Below are 21027 nucleotides of genomic sequence, written 5' to 3'. Positions count from 1 at the left end.
GTCCTCACATTACTTAATGACGGTCAGAGCGCTTCGGCGCCCGAGATGATTTCGATCAGTTCCTTGGTGATCATAGCCTGACGCGAACGGTTATAGATCGTCGTCTGCTTCTTGATCATTTCGCCGGCGTTGCGCGTGGCGTTATCCATGGCGCTCATGCGCGCGCCCTGTTCCGAAGCGGCGTTTTCCAGCAAGCCCCGGAAAATCTGCACGGAAATATTGCGCGGCAACAGGGTCGCCAGAATTTCGTCCTGGCCGGGCTCATATTCATAAGCGGCCGTCGAGGCTTCGCCGCCAGCCGGAACTTCGGCCGGGATCAACTGCTGAGCGGTCGGAATCTGCAGAATGACGGAGCGGAACTTCGAATAGAACAGCGTCGCGACGTCGAATTCGCCCCGATCGAACATGGCGATGATCTTCTTGCCGATCGGATCGGCGTTTTCAAAGCCGATCTGGCGCAGCGCGCGCAGGTCGATCAGATCGACGATCTGCTTCTCGAACTGCCGGCGCAACTGATCGTAACCCTTCTTGCCGATGCAGAGGATCTTGACCGTCTTGCCTTCGGACTGGAGGGCGAGGATCCGTTCACGCGCCAGACGCACGATCGAGGAATTGAAACCGCCGCACAACCCGCGCTCGGCCGTGGCGACGACGAGGAGATGAACCTCGCTCTTGCCATTGCCGGTCAGCAGGGCGGGGCCGTCGCCGGAAACGCCGGAGGCGAGATTGGCCAGAACCGTGTCCATGCGCTCGGCATAGGGGCGCGCGGCCTCGGCCGCCTGCTGGGCGCGACGCAGCTTCGCCGCAGCGACCATCTGCATGGCCTTGGTGATTTTCTGCGTCGCCTTCACGGAGGCGATGCGATTGCGAAGATCCTTCAACGAGGGCATGTTTTGTCCGCTCGACTTCCGCTCTTTTCGCCATTTTCGGCGTCAGGAACGTTCCAGGAGGCGAGCCCGCAGTCAGGGACGGCGGGCTCGATGCGAAATCAGGCGAAAGACTTGGTGTAGCTTTCGATGATCGACTTCAGCTTCGCGGCCGAATCGTCGGAGAGATCCTTCGAGGAGCGGATCGCCTCCAGCAGATCGCCGTGGCTGGTGCGCAGCAGGGCGAGAAGACCGTCTTCATAGGCCTTGATGCGGTTCACCGGCAATGCGTCGAGATAGCCGTTGACGCCGGCGTAGATCACCGAGACCTGCTCTTCCATCTTCAGCGGCGAGAACTGCGCCTGCTTCAGCAGCTCGGTCAGGCGCGAACCACGGTTGAGCAGGCGCTGGGTGGTGGCGTCGAGATCGGAGCCGAACTGGGCGAAGGCCGCCATTTCGCGATACTGGGCCAGTTCGCCCTTGATCTTGCCCGCGACCTTCTTCATCGCCTTGGTCTGCGCCGAGGAGCCGACGCGCGACACCGAGAGGCCGACGTTCACGGCCGGGCGGACGCCCTGATAGAACAGGTCGGTTTCGAGGAAGATCTGGCCGTCGGTGATCGAGATCACATTGGTCGGAATATAGGCCGACACGTCATTGGCCTGGGTTTCGATCACCGGCAGGGCGGTCATCGAGCCGGCGCCATTGGCGTCGTTGAGCTTGGCGGCGCGCTCGAGCAGGCGGCTGTGGAGATAGAACACGTCGCCGGGATAGGCTTCGCGGCCCGGCGGGCGGCGCAGCAGCAGCGACATCTGGCGATAGGCGACGGCCTGCTTGGTAAGATCGTCATAGACGATCAGGGCGTGCATGCCATTGTCGCGGAAGAACTCGCCCATGGCGGCGCCCGCGAAGGGCGCGAGGAACTGCATCGGGGCCGGATCGGAGGCGGTGGCGGCGACGACGATGGAATATTCCAGCGCGCCCTGCTCTTCGAGAACCTTCACGAACTGGGCGACGGTGGAGCGCTTCTGGCCGACCGCGACATAGACGCAATACAGCTTGGCGCTCTCATTGGAGCCCTGGTTAATCGACTTCTGGTTCAGGATGGCGTCGAGCGCGACGGCGGTCTTGCCGGTCTGGCGGTCGCCGATGATCAGTTCGCGCTGGCCGCGGCCGATCGGGATCAGGGCGTCAATGGCCTTGAGGCCGGTCGCCATCGGCTCATGGACCGACTTGCGCGGAATGATGCCGGGGGCCTTGACGTCGACGCGCGAGCGCTTGACGGCGTCGATCGGACCCTTGCCGTCGATCGGATTGCCGAGAGCGTCTACGACGCGGCCGAGCAGGCCGTAGCCGACGGGAACGTCGACGATCGAGCCGGTGCGCTTGACCGTCTGGCCTTCCTTGATGTCGCGGTCGGAACCGAAGATCACGACGCCGACATTATCGGCTTCGAGGTTCAGCGCCATGCCCTGAATGCCGTTTTCGAACGACACCAGCTCGCCGGCCTGGACGTTGTCGAGACCGTAGACGCGGGCGATGCCGTCGCCGACGGACAGGACCTGGCCGACTTCCGTGATTTGGGCTTCATTACCGAAATTCGCGATTTCGTTTTTCAGAATCGCGGAAATTTCTGCGGCGCGGATATCCATCAGCCGACCTCTTTCATACGTGTGCGGAGCGAGTTGAGCTTGGTTTTGAGCGAGGCGTCGACCATGCGCGAGCCAAGCTTGACGACGATGCCGCCAATGATCGAGGGATCGACATTGACGTTGACCTTGACGGTCTTGCCGCCCGAGACCTGGCGCAGCGCTTCTTCAAGCGCGGCGAAATGATCGGACGAAAGCGGCGCGGCGACCGTGATGTCGGCGCGGGTGACGCCCTTCGCCTTGTCGTTCAGGGCGAGAAAGGCGCGAATCATGTCGGGGAGGACGAAGAGGCGGCGCTTGGAGGCCACCAGCTTGATGAAATTGGCGGTGACGCCGCCGAACCCATATTGGTTCAGGATGGCGGTGACGGCCTTGAGCTGCTCTTCGGCGGAAAAGACCGGGCTGACGACCAGGCGCTTCAGGTCCGCGCTCTGGGCGATCATGTCGCCGAAATTGCGCAGGGCGTCGGCGACGGCGTCGGCGACATTTTGTTCCTGCGCGAGAGTGAACAGGGCCAGGGCATAGCGTTCCGCGACGCCGGACGTCGGTTTATTGGAGTCGTCGACTTCAGCCACGCGGAAAAGCTCCCTTTGGATCGGACGACCATCCGCCCTCGAACGGTCCGGCGCGACGCGCCGCATCATCTTCAAGAGCTGAACTGGCTGGAAACGGAGAGGGGCGAAAGCCTGTCTCCCCGAAAGGCGCGGCTGACGTAACATAGGGCGCCAAGCGGCGCAACCCTGACAGGCGCGGCGAAAGTAAGGCTTTGGGATAATTTACAAATGGATTCGCTGAAAACTCTCTTAGAGAAAACTCTGCGGATCGATGTCCACGGCGACGCGCAACCCGCCTTTCGGCTTGGGCCCCGCCGCGAGCATGCGGCGCAAAAAACCCTGCAAATCCGCGCGACGCGACGCTTTGACGAGCAGCCGGAATCGGCTCCTTCCGCGCAGCACCGCGAGCGGCGCCTCGGCCGGCCCGAGCACGACGATATCCGAATCCGGCGATGTGTTTTCCTTGCGCGCAAGGGCGGCCGCGCGCGCCAGTTCGCGCGCATGCGCCTCCGTCGCCGCGCGTTCCGGGCCTGAGACGACGAGCGCCGCGAGCCGGCCGAACGGCGGCAGCCCGGCCTCACGGCGGGCCTCTGTCTCCTCGCGATAGAAGCGCTCGAAATCGCCAGAGATGAGAGCGCGCAGGACCGGATGCTCCTTTTGCCATGTTTGCAGAAAGGCGCGCCCAGGCTGTTCGCCGCGTCCGGCGCGGCCCGCGACCTGGCTCAGCAACTGGAAGGTCCGCTCGGCGGCGCGCGGATCGCCATTGGCGAGGCCGATATCGGCGTCCACCACGCCAACGAGCGTCAGATGCGGGAAATTATGGCCCTTGGCGACAAGCTGGGTGCCGATCACGAGATCGAATTCGCGATTCTCCACCGCCTGCAATTCGCTGCGCAGGCGCTCGATTCCGCCGGGCATGTCGGACGACAGCACGAGCCGCCGCGCGTCCGGGAAAAGCTCGGCGGCCTCCTCGGCGACGCGCTCGACGCCCGGGCCGCAGGCGGTGAGCGAATCGGGCGTTTGGCATTCCGGGCAGATGTCGGGCCGGCGCTCGACATGGCCGCAATGATGGCAGGCCAGCGCGCGGCGGTAACGATGTTCGACCAGCCAGGCCGAGCAATTGGGACATTGGAACTTGTGGCCGCAGGTCCGGCACAAGGTGAGCGGGGCATAGCCGCGGCGGTTGAGGAACAACAACGCCTGTTCCTTACGGGTAAAACAGTCCCGCATCGCCTCCACGAGGCGGGGCGCGATCCATTTGCCGCGCGGCGGGGCTTCCCGCCGCAGGTCGATGGCCTCCATCTCGGGCAGTTGGCGACCGGCGAATCGGCTATCCAGCCGCAGCCAGCCATAGCGGCCCTGGCGGGCGTTCTCGCGCGTCTCGATGGAAGGCGTCGCGGAAGCCAGCACGATGGCCGATGAGTCCTGCCGCGCCCGCACCACGGCCATGTCGCGGGCGTGATAGGCGACGCCGTCCTCCTGCTTGTAGGCGGCCTCGTGCTCCTCATCGACCACGATCGTCCGCAGCCCGGCGAAGGGCAGGAAAAGCGCCGAGCGGGCGCCCGCCACCACCCGGACCTCGCCCTGCGCGACGCCGCGCCACACCCGCGCCCGGCGCCGTGGCGAAACGCCGGAATGCCATTCCGCCGGCCGCTCGCCGAACCTTTTCGCGAAACGTTCGAGAAACTGCCCCGTCAGGGCGATTTCCGGCATCAGGATCAAAGCCTGTCCGCCGGCGCGCAGCGCCTCGGCCACGGCCTCGAAATAGACTTCCGTCTTGCCGGAGCCGGTGACGCCTTCGAGCAGGATCGGCTTGAAAAGGCCCGACGCGACCGCCGCCCGCAGGGCCTGCGCGGCCTCGTCCTGCGCGGGGGAAAGGTCCGGGGCGCAAAAATCGGGATCGGGCCGCGCGCCCGGCGTTTCGGGCGGAAGCGCGACCGCCTCCAGCGCGCCGTCGTCAACCAGCGCGTCGACGACGCCCGACGAGACGCCCGCGAGCCGCGCCAGCTCCGTCTTGGTCGCCGTGAGATCGCCGATCAGGGCGGCAAGCACGCGCTGACGCGCGGGCGTCGGCCGCTTCGGCGCGGCGCCGGTTGCGCGGACGCCAATGCGCATCGGCTCGTCCTCGGCGTCTTCCGCCGCGCGAGTCGCCATGCGCAGCACCATGCCGCGCGGGGCGAGCGTCCAGGCCGCGACCCAATCGAGGAAGGCGCGCAGTTTTTGCGGCAGCGGCGGCAGGTCGAGCCGGGCCAAGACAGGCTTGAGATTTTCGCGCGCGTCGCGGCGCAAGGCCCAGACGACGCCAAAGGCTTCGCGCGCGCCTAGCGAGACTTTGACGAAATCGCCTTCCGCCAAACTCATCCCGTCCGGGATACGATAGGAATAGGGATGGTCCACCGCGACCGGGACCAGCACGTCGGCGACGTCGTCCCGGATTTTCTCGCGGCTTTCGATCATGCCCTTGACCCGTGCGGCGACCCGCCACGATACGCCCCCGCCCGCGCCCGATTCCGGCGCGACGGAGGCCTCGGCGTCACGCCAGCACGCCGTGGCAGTGCTTGTATTTCTTGCCCGATCCGCAAGGACAGGCCTCGTTGCGGCCAATGCGGCCCCAGGTCTCGGGATTGTTCGGATCCCGCTCCGGCGCGGGCTCCGCGGCGCTCAGGGCGCGCGGCGAAAAATCACCGGCCTCGATGCGGGCGTTGATCTGGGCCAGCGCTAGCTCGTCCTCGCCGGTCGCGGGATCGAGATGCATCGCCTGCATCGGCGGCAATTGCGGCTCTGCGGGACGCTGGTGGGCGACCTCGATCCGCATCAGCTGCGCCGTGACCATTTCGCGCAGGCGGGTGATGAGGGCGTCGAACAGTTCGAACGCCTCGGATTTATATTCGTTGAGCGGATCACGCTGGGCGAGGCCGCGCCAGCCGATGACCTGACGGAGATGGTCCAGCACGACGAGATGCTCGCGCCACAGATGATCGAGCGTCTGCAGCACCACCTGCTTTTCGATATAGCGGGTGAGATCGAGCGAATTCATCTGCTCGCGCGCCGCATAGGCCTCATCGGCGGCCTTCTCCAGCCGATCGCGCAATTCCTCGTCGGCGATGCCTTCTTCCTTGGCCCAGTCGGCCATCGGCGGTTCGATATTGAGCTGGGTCTTGACCGCCTCCGAGAGGCCGGCGATGTCCCAGGCCTCGGGATAGGCGTCATGCGGCACATGGGCCGCGACAAGATCGTCCACCACGCCGTGACGCATTTCGCCGATGACGTCCTCGAGCGATTCCTGCGCCATCATTTCACGGCGCTGCTCGAACACCACCTTGCGCTGGTCGTTCATGACATTGTCGAACTTCAACACGTTCTTGCGCATGTCGAAATTGCGCGCCTCGACCTTCTGCTGGGCCTTCTCCAACGCCTTGTTGATCCAGGGATGGATGATGGCCTCGCCTTCCTGCAGGCCGAGCTTGACCAGCATGGCGTCCATGCGGTCGGAGCCGAAGATGCGCATCAGATCGTCCTGAAGCGACAGGAAGAATTTCGACTGGCCGGGGTCGCCCTGGCGGCCCGAGCGGCCGCGCAGCTGGTTATCGATACGGCGGCTCTCATGGCGTTCCGTGCCGATGATATAGAGGCCGCCGCCGGCCAGCGCCTTTTCCTTGAATTCCGCAACTTCCGCGCGGATCGCCTTTTCCCGCGCCTCGCGCGCCTCGCCTTCAAGCTCCGCGCATTCCTGCTTGAGGCGCATGTCGAGATTGCCGCCGAGCTGAATGTCGGTGCCGCGTCCGGCCATATTGGTCGCGATGGTGATGGCGCCCGGAACGCCGGCCTCGGCGACGATATAGGCTTCCTGTTCGTGGAAGCGGGCGTTGAGCACCGCGAACTGCTTCGACGGCTTGCCCGAACGCGCGGCGGCATAGAGCTTGTCGAGCGCGCCGGGCGCGCCGAAGTCGATGATCTTGTAGCCCTTGGTCTTCAGGAATTCGGCGAGCTGCTCGGACTTCTCGATCGAAGTCGTGCCGACGAGCAAGGGCTGGGCCTTGGCGTTGGCCGACTCTATTTCCGTAACTATGGCGGCGAGCTTCTCGCCCGAGGTGCGATAGACCTCATCGTCGGAATCGAGGCGCCGGACCGGCTTGTTGGTCGGGATTTCCACCACGTCGAGCTTGTAGATCTCGGCAAATTCCTCCGACTCGGTCGAAGCCGTGCCGGTCATGCCCGCCAGCTTCTTGTAGAGGCGGAAATAGTTCTGGAAGGTGATGGAGGCGAGCGTCACGTTCTCGGGCTGGACGTTGACGCCTTCCTTGGCTTCAAGCGCCTGATGCTGGCCCTCGGAATAGCGGCGGCCCGGCATCATGCGGCCGGTGAATTCGTCGATGATGACCACTTCGCCATTGCGGACGATGTAATCCTTGTCGCGCTGGAACAATTTATGGGCGCGCAGGGCCTGGTTGACGTGGTGGACCAGGGTGACATTGGCGGATTCGTAAAGCGAGCCCTCGGTGAGCAGGCCGGCCTCGCGCAGAAGCTGCTCGACCTTCTCGTTGCCATCCTCGGTGAGGCTGGCGCTGCGCTGCTTTTCGTCGAGATCGAAATCGCCCTTATCCAGGCGCGGGATCAGCTTGTCGATCGAATTGTAGAGATCGGAGCGGTCGTCGGAAGGGCCGGAAATGATGAGCGGCGTGCGCGCCTCGTCGATCAGGATCGAGTCCACCTCGTCGACGATGGCGTAGGAATGGCCGCGCTGAACCATCTGGTTCAGCTCATATTTCATGTTGTCGCGCAGGTAGTCGAAGCCGAATTCGTTGTTGGTGCCATAGGTGATGTCGGCGGCATAGGCCTGAGCTCGCTCGGAATCGTCGAGGCCATGCACGATGACCCCCACGGTCAGGCCCAGGAAATTATAGATCTGGCCCATATTCTCGGAGTCGCGGCGGGCGAGATAGTCATTCACGGTCACGACATGGACGCCATTGCCGGCGAGCGCGTTGAGATAGCAGGCCAGGGTGGCGACCAGGGTCTTGCCTTCGCCGGTCTTCATTTCGGCGATTGCGCCCTCGTGCAGCACCATGCCGCCAACGAGCTGGACGTCGAAATGGCGCTGGCCGATGGCGCGCTTGGCCGCCTCGCGCACCGTGGCGAAGGCGGGAACGAGGAGGTCGTCGAGCGCCTTGCCGGCGGCGAGCTGGGCGCGGAATTCGTCGGTGCGGCCGCGCAACGCCTCGTCCGAGAGCGCGGCGACCTCGGGCTCCAGCGCGTTGATTTCGGCGACCTTGGGCCGATAGGACTTCAACCTGCGATCATTGGCCGAGCCAAAAATCTTCTTCGCAAGGTTTCCCAACATTCCAACGACCTTTCAGAGCGGCGCCCTCGCGCCGCAATCCGATGGAGGCCGGCGACCGGAAAGGCCCGGGCCGGCGAAACGCGCCGCCCCCGGGAGCGGCGGCCGCGCCGCCACAATGTCGGAAGCCAGGGCGCAAGAAACAAGGCGCCGCGCCCTGTTCTCAACCACCACGGCAAACAATTGCCCAGAGCGGCGCGAAAGCACAAAAAGCCGGGATTCCGGCGCGCGAGAGATAGAAGCGCGGCGCCGCCTTGTCAACGCGAGCGCGATTTTCAGGCAATCTGAACGCGAATCAGCGCGCCCGTTTCCAGGTCTCGCCGCCGCAAAGGCCGCCTCCCTGCACGCAACCACGAATCTTCAGATGGTCCGTGTCGGGACCGGCGGAGATTTCGCCGTCATACATCTTGCCGTCGTCGAGATTGAAGATCGGCCCCTTCCACACATCGCCCTCGCGCCGGAGATTGATCAGGATCTTCTGGCCGACCGAGGACTTTTCGCCAGCCGCCGGCGGCGGGGCGGCGGCGATGACGCCGCAGACATTCTTGCCACAGGGCGCGATGCGGATGATCGCCGATCCATCCGCCACCCGCCACAGTCCGGCCGGAAACGCAGGCGCGGCCAGAACCGGCGACGCATGAAGACCCGAAAGCAGAAGAAGGGAGAAAAGGGCGGCTTTCTTCATGCGCGGTCACTCCTTGCAAGGCGGCTGGGCAAGTCGGCTGGACGGTCCGACGAGAGTCATTAACGCCTCTTCATCCGGTTGAGAAGCCACGAAAATTTTTTCCGCGCGGGCGAAAGTCCGGCAGGTCGCGGCGATATCTTCGGACAGGCAATAATGCGAAAGCCTTGCCGCGCCTGCCGCGCCGATCAGGGCCAGAGCCGCCGCCGCGCTGCGCGGCGAATAGTGCAACACAGCGTCGATTTCACCTTTTTGCAGCGCCACGCCGATCTCCGCCGGCCAGGATTCAACCGGCCGCGCGTCATAGGTTTCCACAACCGAAAGGCGCCAGCCTGCGGCGCGCAGGCTGTCTTCGAGCACGGGTTTGCGCTCGCGCCCCGCGAGATAGAGCGCCGACCCGGCGGTCCATTCGGCGATCAGCCGCGCGCTCAGCGCCTCGGCGCGCGGCGCGACGATTCGCGCCGTGAAGCCCGCCGCCGCCGCAGCTGCGGCAGTCTTGTCGCCCACGCAGGCCAGCGGCGCAGAACGCAAGACCGGCGACGGGTTCAGACCCGCGAAAGCCTGCGCGCTGGTGGCGAGAATCAAGTCGAACGGCCCCTCAGGGAGCGCGGCGGCGATGGGGAAGACCACCAGCGCCGGCGCGCAGACGACGCTGTGTCCCAGCGCGGAAAGCCTCATCGCCGTGGACGCCGCCTGATCCATGGGCCGGGTCACCAGCACGCGCATGGGTTTTCAGAAGCTCAGCAGATCGGCAGGCGCGACGCTGAGAATTTTTCGCGCCGCAGCCTCGCCCAGAGCCGCAGCCTCCCTAACCGAGCCTTCCGCATGGGCGTCAAAAGCCTCGGAGCCATCCTTGCGCAGCACGAGGCCGTAAAAACTCAGGCGGTCCCCCGCGACGACCGCGTGTCCGGCGATCGGCGTGCGGCAGGAGCCGTCGAGCACATGAAGGAAAGCTCGTTCGGCGGCGAGCGCATGGCCGGTTTCGGCGTCGCAGATAAGCGCTAGATCCTCTTGAATCCGGGCGTCCTCCGCCCGCGCCGTGATCGCGATCGCGCCCTGGCCGCAGGCGGGCGGGAAGAGATCGAGCGGCAGGATGGAGGTCGCCTGATCCGCGAGGCCGAGGCGCTTCAGGCCCGCCAAGGCCAGCAAGGTGGCGGCGAATTCGCCGCTTTCGACCTTGCGCAGGCGGGTCTGGACATTGCCGCGCAGCAACTCGACCTGAAGGTCCGGGCGCAGGCGGCGAATCATCGCCTGACGGCGCAACGAGGCCGAGCCGACTCGCGCGCCCTGCGGAAGTTCCGCCAAGGTTTTGGCCGCGCCGCCGATGAAAGCGTCGCGCACGTCCTCGCGCGGCAGATAGCCGGCCACGACGAGGCCTTCCGGCAGCACGGTCGGCAAATCCTTGGCCGAATGAACCGCGATGTCGATGCCGCCTTCGAGCAGGGCTTGGTCGAGTTCCTTGGTGAAAAGGCCCTTGCCGCCGACCTCGCTCAGGGGCCGGTCCTGAATCATGTCGCCGCTGGTCTTGATGACGGTGATTTCAAAATGTTCTTCCGGCGCGCCATGGGCCAGGGCGAGGCGGCGGCGGGTCTCATAGGCCTGCGCCAGCGCCAAAGGGCTGCCGCGCGTGCCAATTTTCATCCAGGGCGCCAAAATTTAAGCTCCAAGCCGTTTTGATTTGTCCGGGCAGCGGACTATAGGAAAAAGCGCGGCGTGAAGAAAGCGCGGGGCGGATTTTTCGCCCGCGCGGATCGCGGACCGCAAAAAAGCTCGGGGAGAAAGCCAATGTGGGCGAGCCTGCGCGTTCTGGGAATCGAGAGCACCTGCGACGAAACCGCCGCCGCCGTGGTCGAGGCCGATTCGCTGGGACGCGGCAAGATTCTCTCCAACGCCGTGCTGAGCCAAATCGCGGAACACGCCGCCTATGGCGGGGTGGTTCCGGAAATCGCCGCCCGCGCCCATGTCGACGCGCTCGACCGGCTGATTCGCCGCGCGCTCGCGGACGCCGATTGCGCGATCGACGATCTTGACGCCATCGCCGCCGCCGGCGGGCCGGGCCTGATCGGCGGCGTCATGGTCGGCCTGACCACAGGCAAGGCCATCGCGCTCGCGGCCGGCAAGCCCTTCGTCGCCGTCAACCATCTCGAAGGCCATGCGTTGACCCCGCGCCTGACCGACAATATCGACTTTCCCTATTTGCTGCTGCTGGTCTCCGGCGGCCACAGCCAGCTCGTCGCGGTGAATGGCGTCGGCGTTTACCAGCGGCTGGGCTCGACCGTGGACGACGCCGTCGGCGAAGCCTTCGACAAGGCGGCGAAAATGCTCGGCCTGCCCTATCCAGGCGGCCCCCGCGTCGAACAGGCCGCGCTCGGCGGCGATCCGGCGCGTTTCGCCTTTCCGCGCCCGATGGCCGGACGGCGCAACCCCGACTTCTCCTTCTCCGGCCTCAAGACCGCCGTGCGGCAGGAGGCCGAGCGCATCGCGCCCTTGACCAACACCGACGTGGCCGACCTGTGCGCGTCCTTCCAGGCTGCCGCCGTGGACGTGCTGGTGGACCGCTGCCGCGCCGCCCTGCGCCTGCTCGCCGACGCCCCCAAGCCGCCGACCGCCTTGGTCGCGGCGGGCGGCGTCGCCGCCAATGGCGCGATCCGCCGCGCGCTGGGCCGGCTCTGCGCCGAGGCGGGCCTGAAGCTCGCCCTGCCGCCGCCGGGGCTGTGTTCGGACAATGGCGCCATGATCGCCTGGGCCGGGCTGGAGCGTTTCCGGCTTGGCATGGTCGACGGCATGGAATTCGCCGCGCGGCCGCGCTGGCCGCTCGACGAACGCCAGGACGCCCGCTGGCACGGGAAGGCGTGAGGTTTATTTGCGCGCGCTCAAATATTTCCTTCTCGCCGGGGCCTTCCTTCTGGCCATCGAGGCGCCGAAGCCCTTCCTCCAGCCGCAGACGCCGGTCTCCGCGCCGGTGCGCATCGCCTTCGGCCCGGCGCCGGGCTTCGACACGCTCGACCCGGAGTTGATCGGCCAGGCGCGGAAAAACATCGACATGGCCGCCTATGTGCTGAGCGATCAGAGAGTGATCGAGGCCTTGTCGGCGGCGGCGAGTCGCGGCGTACAGATCCGGCTCTATTTCGACGCGGACCAGTTCCGGCGAATCGGCGGCATGAACGACAATGTTCTCGCCCTGACGAATCAGCCCAATGTCAAGGCAAGGATCAAGGCCGAGCAGAACGACCTGATGCATCTGAAAGCCTATGCGATAGACGGGCGCTGGCTTCGCACCGGCTCGACCAATTTCTCCTGGTCCGGCGAAACGCGCCAGGACAATGACATCATTATCATCGACAGCCCCCAGGCCGCCGAGCAATTCGGCCGCGCATTCGAAAAGCTCTGGGCGCGGCGCGACAACCGGAACGCGGCGCCATGAGCCAAACCAAAAAATCGAAGTCCGCGACGCTCGCCGTGCTGGGCGCTGGCGCCTGGGGCACGGCGCTGGCCAATATTGCGGCGATCTCCAACGCCCGAGTCTTGCTCTGGGCGCATGATCCCGCCCATGTCGAGGCGATGCGGGAGACGCGGCTCAACGAGCGCCGGCTGCCCGGCGTCACGCTCGCGCCGGAAGTCGAGCCGACCGCCGACATTGCCTGCGTCGGCGCAGCCGACCATGTGCTGGCCGTGGTCCCGGCGCAGAGCTATCGCGCGACCGCCGAGGCCATGCGCGGGCATTTGCGCCCCGGATCGGCGGTGGTGAATTGCGCCAAGGGCATCGAGCAGCACAGCGGGCTTTACATGCGGGAGGTGCTGGCTGAAGTCCTGCCCGGCCAACCCGCCGCCGCTTTGTCCGGCCCAAGCTTCGCGGTCGATCTCGGGCGCGGGTTGCCGACCGCCGTGACTTTGGCCGCCGAGCGCATCGAACTGGCGGAAGAGCTATGCGCGCGGCTCGCGGCGCCGCATTTCCGGCTGTATCGGTCGAGCGATCTGATAGGTGTCGAAATCGGCGGCGCGGCGAAGAACGTGCTGGCCATCGCCTGCGGCGTCACCTTGGGACGCGGACTCGGCGCCAGCGCGCACGCCGCCTTGCTCGCGCGCGGCTTCGCCGAACTGATGCGCTTCGCCACCGCGCAGGGCGCGCGACCCGAGACCATCATGGGGCTTTCGGGGCTGGGCGACCTCGCTTTGACCTGCTCCTCGCCGCAATCGCGCAATTACGCCCTGGGATTCGCTCTCGGGCGCGGCGAAAAGCCGCAAACCGCCGGCCATGGCAAATTGACGGAAGGAGCCTTGTCTGCGCGCATCCTGACAGAAAAGGCGCGCAAACTGGGCGTGGAAATGCCGATCGCGGAAGCGGTGGCTGCGATCCTCGAAAACCGGATCGAGGTCGGCGCAGCGATCGAAATCCTGATGAGTCGGCCGTTTAAGGCGGAGGGCTGAAATCCGGCTCTCGCTGGCGAGAACCGGATAGGAGCGAATGCGACGCCGAGCTGACGCGAGGGGCGTCGATCACGACATGCCGCGATCGACGAAATCAACAAATCCTCGCGCCGCTTTTCTTACTTCTTGAGCAGGTCGGCCGGGACCTTGCCGCCATTCGCCGCGACGAGGGCGATGACCTTGTCGTGCAGCCACATGTTCATCTTGGCGGAATCATGCGTGTCGCCTGTATATTTCAGCTCGGCGGCGAGCGCCTTGCGGGCGTCGAGGCTGGAATCGAGGCCGAGGACCTTCAGCAGGTCGACGATGGAAACGCGCCAGTCCAGCGTCTCCGGGTTCTTCTCGTTCAGGTCGTCGAGAACCGCGGCGATGTCCACCTTGGCGGCGACATCGGCCGGAACGCTCGCCGGAGCGCCAGCCGCCGGCGCGCCGGGAGCTGGAGCGGCGGCCGCGCCGGAAGCGGGGGCGGCTTCAGCCGGAGTCGTGCCGAAAATTTTTCCGAGAATGGCGCCAAAAAAGCTCATGGGAGTCCTCCCCAAAATGGGTCTGTCGGTTTGCGGCCCCTTGGATGAGGACCGGAAACGGGGTCACGCTAAGCGCATGTTGCGACGTTTACAACATAACCCGCCGCCGCTCGCGGTTGAACTGACGCCGTGTCTCATGCAACCATTTGGCGCGAAAGCGCTCTCGCCCAAAAAAAATTCCGGAACGCCAACATGCATTTTGTCGCCATCTGCTTGGACAAGCCGAATTCCCTGCCCAAACGGCTCGAAAACCGCGCCGCTCATCTCGCTTTTCTCGGAGAAAAGCCAGAAATCGTGAAGCTTGCCGGTCCTTTTCTCGATTCGGCGGGCCAGCCCTGCGGTTCGATGCTGATCCTCGATTGCCCCGACGAGGCCGCCGCGCGCGCCTTCCTGGCCAAAGACCCCTATGCCGGGGCCGATTTGTTCGCCTCCGTGGAACTGCGCGCTTACAAGCCCGTACTCGGAGCCGCTTTGTAATGGGCGCCGGGAAATCCTACTGGCTGGTCAAGAGCGAGCCCGACGCCTGGTCCTGGGACCAGATGGTCGCCAGCGGCGCCGAAGGCACGGGCTGGACCGGCGTGCGCAACCATCTCGCCAAGCAGCAGATGATGGCCATGAAGCTCGGCGATCTCGCCTTTTTCTATCATTCCAATGTAGGCAAGGAGATTGTCGGCATTGTCGAGATCATCAAGACCTTCCATCCCGACCCGACCGACGCCAGCGGCAAATTCGGCATGGTCGACGTGCGCGCGGTGAAGCCGCTGAAGCGGCCGGTGACGCTCGAAGAGATCAAGGCCGATCCGCGCTTCGCCGAAATGGCGCTGGTCAAGATGTCGCGTCTTTCAGTCCAGCCGGTTTCGGCGGAGAACTGGCGGGCGATCAGCGCGCTCGGCGGACTATAGGTCGTCGGCTTCGAGCGCCGCGCCCGGCTGGGGCAGTCCCAAGGCGATCGCGGCCAGCCAGCGCCGCAGGAGCTTCTCCCGCTTGGGGCGGACGCCCTCGATCAGCCGCGCGCTCGCGGCGTCGGTCCGCTCCCGGCCAAGACGCAGGATCTTCTCGCCTTCCGGCGTGAGGGCCAGCGGCCGCGCCCGCGACGCCGACGACCCCCCGCCCTCTTCCTCGCGCGCCAGCCCGGCGCGGCGCAGATTGGCCACAATCAGCGACACGGTCTGCGGCGTCAGCTTGGCCTTGCGGGCGAGATCTGCGGCGAGCAGGCCCGGCGTTGCGCCGATCAGCGACAGGGCGGAAAGCTGCGGCGGCGTTACACCCAGATCGGCGATCAGCCGCTCCTCGGCGAGCCGTTGCGCGCTTGCCGCCTGGCGCAGGAGCGCGGCGATGTCGCCATTTTCGCCCGGCAGGTCGAGCGAACGCGCCCGGCGCTTTTGCGGTTCCGTCGTGGACGATTCTTCGGATGGACGGATCTTCGCCATGTTTATCCTCGCGCAAGCTAGATAGACCACTGACAGGCGTCTGATATTTACCATCGGATCGCCCAAACGCAAAGCCGTCAGCCGACTCGTTCGCATTTCCCTGCGGCGAAAGATTATCTTGCCAGCCGCGCCAGCGCGCCGCTACACGCATATTGAAATCCGGAAGACCCGATGGAACATTCCCGCCGCTCGATTATCGACCAATATGACAATCTGGTCGCCAAAGGACGCATCGAACGCGATGCCCGGCAGGTCGCCGTGGTGGAAAAGCTCGACGCGCTGAGCGTTACACTGACCGAAAGCCGGCTGGCCCGGAAATCGAGCGCGCTAGGCTGGCTGTTTGGCGCGCGCAAGGTCGAGACGGCGACGCCGCGCGGTCTCTACATCTGGGGATCCGTTGGGCGCGGCAAGACCATGCTGATGGATCTGTTCTTTGATTCGGTCGAGATCGAATTAAAGCGCCGGGTTCATTTCCACGCCTTCATGGCCGACGTTCACAAGCGCATTTTCGTCTGGCGGCAAAAAAAGAAGGCCAATGAGGTCAAGGGCGACGATCCGATCGCTCCCATCGCCGACGATCTGATCAAAGAAGCGACGCTGCTCTGCTTCGATGAATTCGCGGTGACGGACATTGCCGACGCCATGATCCTCGGCCGGCTGTTCGAGGCGCTGTGGGCGCGCAAGATCGTCGTCGTCGCGACCTCCAATGTCGATCCGGCCGATCTCTATAAGGATGGCCTGAACCGGGCTTTGTTCCTGCCCTTCATCGCCATGATCAAGAGCAGGATGGAAGTGATCAAGCTGGATTCGCGAACCGATTTCCGGCTGGAAAAGCTCGGCGGCGCGGCCGTTTATCATTGCCCGGCCGATGACGGCGCTCGCGCGGCGCTCGACAAGGCCTTTCACGCTCTGGCCGGCGTGGCGCGCGGCGAGCCGGTCTGCCTGCCCCTGCTCGGGCGAGAAATCGCGATTCCTCAGGCCTCCAGTCATGTCGCGCGCTTCGATTACGCCGATCTCTGCAAGCGGCCGCTGGGCGCGGCGGACTTCCTGGCCATCGCGGAAAATTTTCACGTTGTCGTGGTGGACAATATCCCGACGATCAAGCCGGAGGAGCGCAACGAGGCGAAACGATTCATCAACCTGATCGACGCCCTCTATGATCAGAAGGTCAAGCTGATCGCTTCCGCCGATGTCGAGCCGGACCAGCTTTATCGCGCCGAACAGGGCCGCGAGGCCTTCGAATTCGCGCGGACGGTCTCGCGCCTGACCGAAATGCGCTCGGCGGAATATATGGCCCTGCCCCATGGCCTCGGCGATGTTGTGAGCGGCGAGATCACGGGCCTGGTCGAGACATGATCGCCCCGGCGCGCCCGGGCGAATTGGCTGCGGATCAAAAGATCTCCGCCGACCAAAAGATTCTGGAGCTCGCCTGCGACCATTTGCGCCGGTTCGGCCCCCGGCGAACGACCATTGTCGGCATTGCCGAGGCCGCCCGCATGTCCCATGCCAATGTCTATCGCTATTTCCCCTCCAAGGAAGCGCTCTTCGAGACGGTGACCTCGCTCTGGCTCAAGCCGCTCGAAGAGGAGCTGCAGGTCATCGTCCAGGGCCAGGATCCGGCCTATGACAAGCTCGAGCGCGCCCTGACCGCGCTACAGCACGCCTATCGCGACAAGCGCGACAATGATCCGATCCTGTTCCGCCTCCTGTGCGACGCCATCGAACAAGGCGGGGGCATCGCTCGCAAGCATCGCAACAAGGTTCAGACCGCCATTCAGGCAATCGTCGAGGAAGGAATTGGCTCCGGCGCTTTTCGCATGCAGGACCGCCGCCGGGCCATGTCCCTGATCTTCGACCTCGCCCACCGCTTCATTCAGCCGGTGTCCATAGCGCTGGACAAGGCCGTTTCCGCGGGAGAAATGGAGTTTCGCGCGGGTCGGGTCATCGGAGTCATCCAGCGGAGCCTGACCTACGGCGATCCCGATTTCGACATGTGACATTTTTTGTTATTTGTCACCCCGTGAAACATTGACCGCCCCCGCATCTCGCCGCCGACGCCGTTTTTCTATATCGCCTTGTTTTATCTCTGTTTTCAGCCGTAGCGCCGTTTCGCCCAGTCCAACGCCTTCACAATATCGTCAGAGCCTTAGTCTTTCTCACGACTTGAAAGCCCGGGAACTTCGGGGCAAAACCCCCTCCCATATCCGCCGTCCGCGGAAACCCCGCCGTCGCGCCCAATGCGGCGATGGACAAAAGACAGTTCGAAACGAGGACGTACACCCATGGCGCGTAACAAGATTGCACTGATCGGAGCCGGCCAGATCGGCGGCACGCTGGCCCATCTCGCCGGGCTCAAGGAGCTGGGCGACATCGTTCTCTTCGACATCGCGGAAGGCACCCCCCAGGGCAAGGCCCTCGATCTCGCCGAATCCTCCCCGGTCGACGGCTTCGACGCAAATCTCTCCGGCGCCAATAGCTACGAGCAGATCGCCGGCGCCGACGTCATCATCGTGACCGCCGGCGTGCCGCGCAAGCCCGGCATGAGCCGCGACGACCTCCTCGGCATCAATCTCAAGGTGATGGACTCGGTCGGCGCCGGCATCAAGCAATATGCCCCCAACGCCTTCGTCATCTGCATCACCAACCCGCTCGACGCCATGGTCTGGGCGCTGCAGAAGGCCTCCGGCCTGCCGCACAACAAGGTCGTCGGCATGGCGGGCGTGCTCGACTCCGCCCGTTTCCGTTACTTCCTGGCCGAAGCCACCGGCGTGTCGGTCAAGGACATCCACGCCATGACGCTCGGCGGCCACGGCGACGACATGGTCCCGCTGGTCCGTTATTCGACCGTCGGCGGCGTGCCGCTGCCCGAGCTCGTCAAGTCCGGCTGGCTGACCCAGGAAAAGCTCGACTCGATCGTCGACCGCACCCGCAAGGGCGGCGGCGAGATCGTCGCTCTGCTCAAGACCGGCTCGGCATTCTACGCCCCGGCCGCTTCCGCCATCGCCATGGCTGAATCCTATCTCAAGGACCAGAAGCGCGTTCTGCCCGTCGCCGCCTATCTCAATGGCGAATATGGCGTGAAGGACACCTATGTCGGCGTTCCGGCCCTGATCGGCGCCAATGGCGTCGAGAAGATTATCGAAGTTGAGTTCGACGCGACTGAAAAGGCCCAGTTCGACAAGTCGAACGCCTCCGTCCAGGGCCTGATCGAGGCCTGCAAGAAGATCAATCCGGCTCTCGCCTGATTTGAAGCAAACCAAAGCTTGCGCCTTTCCGCCGAAATTTGACGCGGCGGAGACGCGCAAGCCCCATCCCATTCATGAGGACTGCAAATGAATATTCATGAGTATCAGGCGAAAGCCGTTCTCAAGGAATTCGGAGTTCCGGTTTCGCGCGGCGTTCCGGTCCTGAAGGTTGAAGAGGCCGAAGCCGCCGCCAAGGAGCTCGGCGGTCCGCTCTGGGTCGTCAAGTCCCAGATTCACGCGGGCGGCCGCGGCAAGGGCAAGTTCAAGGAAGCCGCCGCCGGCGAAAAGGGCGGCGTGCGTCTCGCCAAGTCGATCGACGAGGTCAAGACCTTCGTCAAGGAAATGCTCGGCAATACTCTGGTCACGATCCAGACGGGCCCGGCCGGCAAGCAGGTCAACCGCCTCTATATCGAGGACGGCTCCGACATCGAGAAGGAATTCTACCTCTCGGCGCTGGTCGATCGCGTCACCTCGCGCGTCTCCTTCGTCGTCTCGACGGAAGGCGGCATGGACATTGAGGAAGTCGCCCATTCGACCCCCGAAAAGATCCACACCTTCTCGGTCGATCCGGCCACCGGCATCATGCCGCACCACGGCCGCACGGTCGCCAAGGCGCTGAACCTGTCCGGCGATCTTGCCAAGCAGGCGGGCGTGCTGGTCGCCAAGCTTTACAAGGCCTTCGTCGAGAAGGACATGGCCATGCTGGAGATCAATCCCCTGATCGTCTCCAAGCAGGGCGAACTGAAGTGCCTGGACGCAAAGGTGTCCTTCGACTCCAACTCGCTCTACCGGCATCCCGACATGCTCGCCCTGCGCGACGAGACGGAAGAAGACGCCAAGGAAATCGAAGCGTCCAAATATGACCTGTCCTACATCACGCTCGACGGCGCGATCGGCTGCATGGTCAACGGCGCCGGCCTCGCCATGGCGACGATGGACATCATCAAGCTCTATGGCATGGAGCCCGCCAACTTCCTCGACGTCGGCGGCGGCGCCACCAAGGAGAAGGTGACGGCGGCGTTCAAGATCATTACCGCCGACCCGAACGTCAAAGGCATTCTGGTCAATATCTTCGGCGGCATCATGCGCTGCGACGTCATCGCCGAAGGCGTGATCGCCGCGGTCAAGGACGTCGGCCTCCAGGTTCCGCTGGTCGTGCGCCTCGAAGGCACGAACGTCGAACTGGGCAAGAAAATCATCAGCGAATCTGGTCTCAACGTGATTCCGGCGGACGATCTCGACGATGCCGCGCAGAAAATCGTCAAGGCCGTCAAGGAGGCCAAATAATGTCCATCCTGATCGACAGCAACACCAAGATCATCACCCAGGGTTTCACGGGCAAGAACGGCACGTTCCACTCTGAACAGGCCCTGGCCTATTTCGGTACCAAGGTCGTCGGCGGCACCTCGCCCGGCAAGGGCGGCTCCACGCATATCGGCCTGCCGGTGTTCGACACCGTCGCCGAAGCCCGCGACGCCACCGGCGCCAACGCCTCGGTGATCTACGTTCCGCCGCCGGGCGCGGCCGATGCGATCTGCGAAGCCATCGACGCCGAAATCCCCTTGATCGTCGCCATCACGGAAGGCATTCCGGTCGAGGACATGATCAAGGTGAAGCGTTCGCTCTCCGGCTCCAAGTCGCGCCTGATCGGCCCGAACTGCCCGGGCGTGATGACCGCCGGCGAATGCAAGATCGGCATCATGCCGGGCAACATCTTCCGCCAGGGCAATGTCGGCATCGTCTCGCGCTCCGGCACGCTGACCTATGAAGCCGTCTTCCAGACCTCGCAGGTCGGCCTCGGCCAGACCACGGCGGTCGGCATTGGCGGCGACCCCGTCAAGGGCACGGAATTCATCGACATGCTCGAATTGTTCCTGGCCGACGACAAGACCCACTCGATCATCATGATCGGCGAAATCGGCGGCTCGGCGGAAGAAGACGCCGCGCAGTTCATCGCCGACGAGGCCAAGCGCGGCCGCAAGAAGCCGATGGTCGGCTTCATCGCGGGCCGCACCGCCCCTCCCGGCCGCCGCATGGGCCATGCCGGCGCGATCATCTCGGGCGGCAAGGGCGGCGCCGAGGACAAGATTGCGGCGATGGAGGCGGCGGGCATCCGCGTTTCGCCGTCGCCGGCGCGTCTCGGCTCGACCCTGATCGAAGTCCTGAAGGGCAATTGATCGATCGCGCGGCGGCTCCAGGCCGCCCGCGCCAAAAATGATCCGACCCGGCGTCCGCGCCGGATCGGATGACAACGAAGAGCCCGCCGCAAGCAAAGCGGGCGACAACGGCGCCGAGACGGCGTCAATGTGGG

Annotated in this window: 20 protein-coding genes; 10 read left to right on the top strand and 10 right to left on the bottom strand. The window is 64.8% G+C overall.

Features of this window, described 5'->3' with window-relative positions:
• Positions 1-23 precede the first annotated feature (23 nt).
• The 8 genes from QZ409_RS01285 to hemC form a co-directional block, all read right to left on the bottom strand.
• On the bottom strand, positions 24-890 hold the full coding sequence (locus QZ409_RS01285; protein ID WP_296706256.1) for a F0F1 ATP synthase subunit gamma: 867 nt from the start codon (positions 888-890) through the stop codon (positions 24-26).
• Between the two features lie 98 nt (positions 891-988).
• The gene (gene atpA, locus QZ409_RS01280) at positions 989-2518 is read right to left on the bottom strand and encodes a F0F1 ATP synthase subunit alpha (protein ID WP_296706254.1); all 1530 of its coding nucleotides are present in this window, start codon (positions 2516-2518) and stop codon (positions 989-991) included.
• Positions 2518-3090 carry a F0F1 ATP synthase subunit delta gene (locus QZ409_RS01275; protein ID WP_296706253.1) on the bottom strand — a complete coding sequence of 191 codons (573 nt, stop codon included), beginning with the start codon at positions 3088-3090 and terminating at the stop codon, positions 2518-2520. Before QZ409_RS01275 ends, atpA begins: the two co-directional genes overlap by 1 nt.
• A 228-nt stretch (positions 3091-3318) precedes the next feature.
• Entirely contained in the window at positions 3319-5526 is a 2208-nt protein-coding gene (locus QZ409_RS01270) for a primosomal protein N' (protein WP_296706251.1), read from the bottom strand.
• Positions 5527-5602: 76 nt separating this feature from the next.
• Positions 5603-8410, bottom strand: coding sequence for a preprotein translocase subunit SecA (gene secA, locus QZ409_RS01265; protein WP_296706250.1), 2808 nt, complete (start codon positions 8408-8410; stop codon positions 5603-5605).
• A 292-nt stretch (positions 8411-8702) separates the two neighbouring features.
• Entirely contained in the window at positions 8703-9092 is a 390-nt protein-coding gene (locus QZ409_RS01260) for a DUF2147 domain-containing protein (RefSeq protein WP_296706248.1), read from the bottom strand.
• A 6-nt stretch (positions 9093-9098) separates the two neighbouring features.
• On the bottom strand, positions 9099-9815 hold the full coding sequence (locus tag QZ409_RS01255; protein ID WP_296706245.1) for a uroporphyrinogen-III synthase: 717 nt from the start codon (positions 9813-9815) through the stop codon (positions 9099-9101).
• A gap of 6 nt (positions 9816-9821) precedes the next feature.
• Positions 9822-10730: a hydroxymethylbilane synthase gene (hemC, locus tag QZ409_RS01250; RefSeq protein WP_296706243.1), complete on the bottom strand. Its 909-nt coding sequence runs from the start codon at positions 10728-10730 to the stop codon at positions 9822-9824.
• Positions 10731-10886: 156 nt separating this feature from the next.
• On the opposite strand from hemC, the gene tsaD reads away from it, so the two are divergent.
• Genes tsaD through QZ409_RS01235 form a run of 3 tightly spaced genes read left to right on the top strand, consistent with a single transcriptional unit; the run spans position 10887 to position 13517 of the window.
• Positions 10887-11945, top strand: a complete 1059-nt coding sequence (gene tsaD, locus QZ409_RS01245; protein WP_296706323.1) for a tRNA (adenosine(37)-N6)-threonylcarbamoyltransferase complex transferase subunit TsaD — start codon at positions 10887-10889, stop codon at positions 11943-11945.
• 7 nt (positions 11946-11952) lie between these two features.
• Positions 11953-12513, top strand: a complete 561-nt coding sequence (locus QZ409_RS01240; protein WP_296706241.1) for a phospholipase D-like domain-containing protein — start codon at positions 11953-11955, stop codon at positions 12511-12513.
• A complete protein-coding gene (locus QZ409_RS01235) occupies positions 12510-13517 on the top strand; it encodes an NAD(P)H-dependent glycerol-3-phosphate dehydrogenase (protein WP_296706238.1) in 1008 nt (335 codons plus the stop codon). The genes QZ409_RS01240 and QZ409_RS01235 overlap by 4 nt, the downstream gene beginning before the upstream one ends.
• Before the next feature lie 119 nt (positions 13518-13636).
• Here QZ409_RS01235 and QZ409_RS01230 read toward each other — a convergent pair whose 3' ends face one another.
• Positions 13637-14041: a DUF3597 domain-containing protein gene (locus tag QZ409_RS01230; RefSeq protein WP_296706236.1), complete on the bottom strand. Its 405-nt coding sequence runs from the start codon at positions 14039-14041 to the stop codon at positions 13637-13639.
• Positions 14042-14233: 192 nt separating this feature from the next.
• Here QZ409_RS01230 and QZ409_RS01225 point away from each other — a divergent pair, with 192 nt between their 5' ends.
• Positions 14234-14518 carry a YciI family protein gene (locus QZ409_RS01225; RefSeq protein WP_296706234.1) on the top strand — a complete coding sequence of 95 codons (285 nt, stop codon included), beginning with the start codon at positions 14234-14236 and terminating at the stop codon, positions 14516-14518.
• Positions 14518-14943: an EVE domain-containing protein gene (locus QZ409_RS01220; protein ID WP_296706232.1), complete on the top strand. Its 426-nt coding sequence runs from the start codon at positions 14518-14520 to the stop codon at positions 14941-14943. The genes QZ409_RS01225 and QZ409_RS01220 overlap by 1 nt, the downstream gene beginning before the upstream one ends.
• On the opposite strand, the gene QZ409_RS01215 is transcribed toward QZ409_RS01220, so the two are convergent.
• On the bottom strand, positions 14938-15471 hold the full coding sequence (locus tag QZ409_RS01215) for a MarR family transcriptional regulator (protein ID WP_296706230.1): 534 nt from the start codon (positions 15469-15471) through the stop codon (positions 14938-14940). The genes QZ409_RS01220 and QZ409_RS01215 overlap by 6 nt on opposite strands.
• Positions 15472-15642: 171 nt before the next feature.
• Between QZ409_RS01215 and zapE the strand changes: the two genes are divergently transcribed.
• The 5 genes from zapE to sucD all read left to right on the top strand — a co-directional run bounded on the left by zapE (position 15643) and on the right by sucD (position 20893).
• Positions 15643-16827, top strand: coding sequence for a cell division protein ZapE (gene zapE / locus QZ409_RS01210; protein WP_296706229.1), 1185 nt, complete (start codon positions 15643-15645; stop codon positions 16825-16827).
• Positions 16824-17468 (top strand): TetR/AcrR family transcriptional regulator, encoded by a 645-nt coding sequence (locus QZ409_RS01205; protein WP_296706227.1) that lies wholly within the window; start codon positions 16824-16826, stop codon positions 17466-17468. Before zapE ends, QZ409_RS01205 begins: the two co-directional genes overlap by 4 nt.
• A 285-nt stretch (positions 17469-17753) precedes the next feature.
• Positions 17754-18716: a malate dehydrogenase gene (gene mdh / locus QZ409_RS01200; protein WP_296706225.1), complete on the top strand. Its 963-nt coding sequence runs from the start codon at positions 17754-17756 to the stop codon at positions 18714-18716.
• A gap of 87 nt (positions 18717-18803) precedes the next feature.
• Positions 18804-20003, top strand: coding sequence for an ADP-forming succinate--CoA ligase subunit beta (sucC, locus tag QZ409_RS01195; RefSeq protein ID WP_296706224.1), 1200 nt, complete (start codon positions 18804-18806; stop codon positions 20001-20003).
• Positions 20003-20893, top strand: coding sequence for a succinate--CoA ligase subunit alpha (gene sucD / locus QZ409_RS01190; protein WP_283365683.1), 891 nt, complete (start codon positions 20003-20005; stop codon positions 20891-20893). The genes sucC and sucD overlap by 1 nt, the downstream gene beginning before the upstream one ends.
• Positions 20894-21027: the final 134 nt, after the last annotated feature.

Origin of the sequence: Rhodoblastus sp. (assembly GCF_019449565.1) — a bacterium.
In the GTDB taxonomy this organism is placed as follows: domain Bacteria; phylum Pseudomonadota; class Alphaproteobacteria; order Rhizobiales; family Beijerinckiaceae; genus Rhodoblastus.
Note: the sequence above shows the minus strand (reverse complement) of the source record. Positions and strands in the feature narration are given on the sequence as shown.

Excerpts from the sequence above, each read along its gene's own strand:
- QZ409_RS01235 (WP_296706238.1), top strand. The coding sequence starts at position 12,510 with ATGAGCCAAACCAAAAAATCGAAGTCCGCGACGCTCGCCGTGCTGGGC.
- QZ409_RS01220 (WP_296706232.1), top strand. The coding sequence starts at position 14,518 with ATGGGCGCCGGGAAATCCTACTGGCTGGTCAAGAGCGAGCCCGACGCC.
- QZ409_RS01225 (WP_296706234.1), top strand. The coding sequence starts at position 14,234 with ATGCATTTTGTCGCCATCTGCTTGGACAAGCCGAATTCCCTGCCCAAA.
- QZ409_RS01285 (WP_296706256.1), bottom strand. The coding sequence starts at position 890 with ATGCCCTCGTTGAAGGATCTTCGCAATCGCATCGCCTCCGTGAAGGCG.
- mdh (WP_296706225.1), top strand. The coding sequence starts at position 17,754 with ATGGCGCGTAACAAGATTGCACTGATCGGAGCCGGCCAGATCGGCGGC.
- QZ409_RS01230 (WP_296706236.1), bottom strand. The coding sequence starts at position 14,041 with ATGAGCTTTTTTGGCGCCATTCTCGGAAAAATTTTCGGCACGACTCCG.
- QZ409_RS01260 (WP_296706248.1), bottom strand. The coding sequence starts at position 9,092 with ATGAAGAAAGCCGCCCTTTTCTCCCTTCTTCTGCTTTCGGGTCTTCAT.
- sucC (WP_296706224.1), top strand. The coding sequence starts at position 18,804 with ATGAATATTCATGAGTATCAGGCGAAAGCCGTTCTCAAGGAATTCGGA.
- QZ409_RS01270 (WP_296706251.1), bottom strand. The coding sequence starts at position 5,526 with ATGATCGAAAGCCGCGAGAAAATCCGGGACGACGTCGCCGACGTGCTG.
- atpA (WP_296706254.1), bottom strand. The coding sequence starts at position 2,518 with ATGGATATCCGCGCCGCAGAAATTTCCGCGATTCTGAAAAACGAAATC.
- secA (WP_296706250.1), bottom strand. The coding sequence starts at position 8,410 with ATGTTGGGAAACCTTGCGAAGAAGATTTTTGGCTCGGCCAATGATCGC.
- zapE (WP_296706229.1), top strand. The coding sequence starts at position 15,643 with ATGGAACATTCCCGCCGCTCGATTATCGACCAATATGACAATCTGGTC.
- QZ409_RS01215 (WP_296706230.1), bottom strand. The coding sequence starts at position 15,471 with ATGGCGAAGATCCGTCCATCCGAAGAATCGTCCACGACGGAACCGCAA.
- QZ409_RS01205 (WP_296706227.1), top strand. The coding sequence starts at position 16,824 with ATGATCGCCCCGGCGCGCCCGGGCGAATTGGCTGCGGATCAAAAGATC.
- sucD (WP_283365683.1), top strand. The coding sequence starts at position 20,003 with ATGTCCATCCTGATCGACAGCAACACCAAGATCATCACCCAGGGTTTC.
- QZ409_RS01255 (WP_296706245.1), bottom strand. The coding sequence starts at position 9,815 with ATGCGCGTGCTGGTGACCCGGCCCATGGATCAGGCGGCGTCCACGGCG.
- hemC (WP_296706243.1), bottom strand. The coding sequence starts at position 10,730 with ATGAAAATTGGCACGCGCGGCAGCCCTTTGGCGCTGGCGCAGGCCTAT.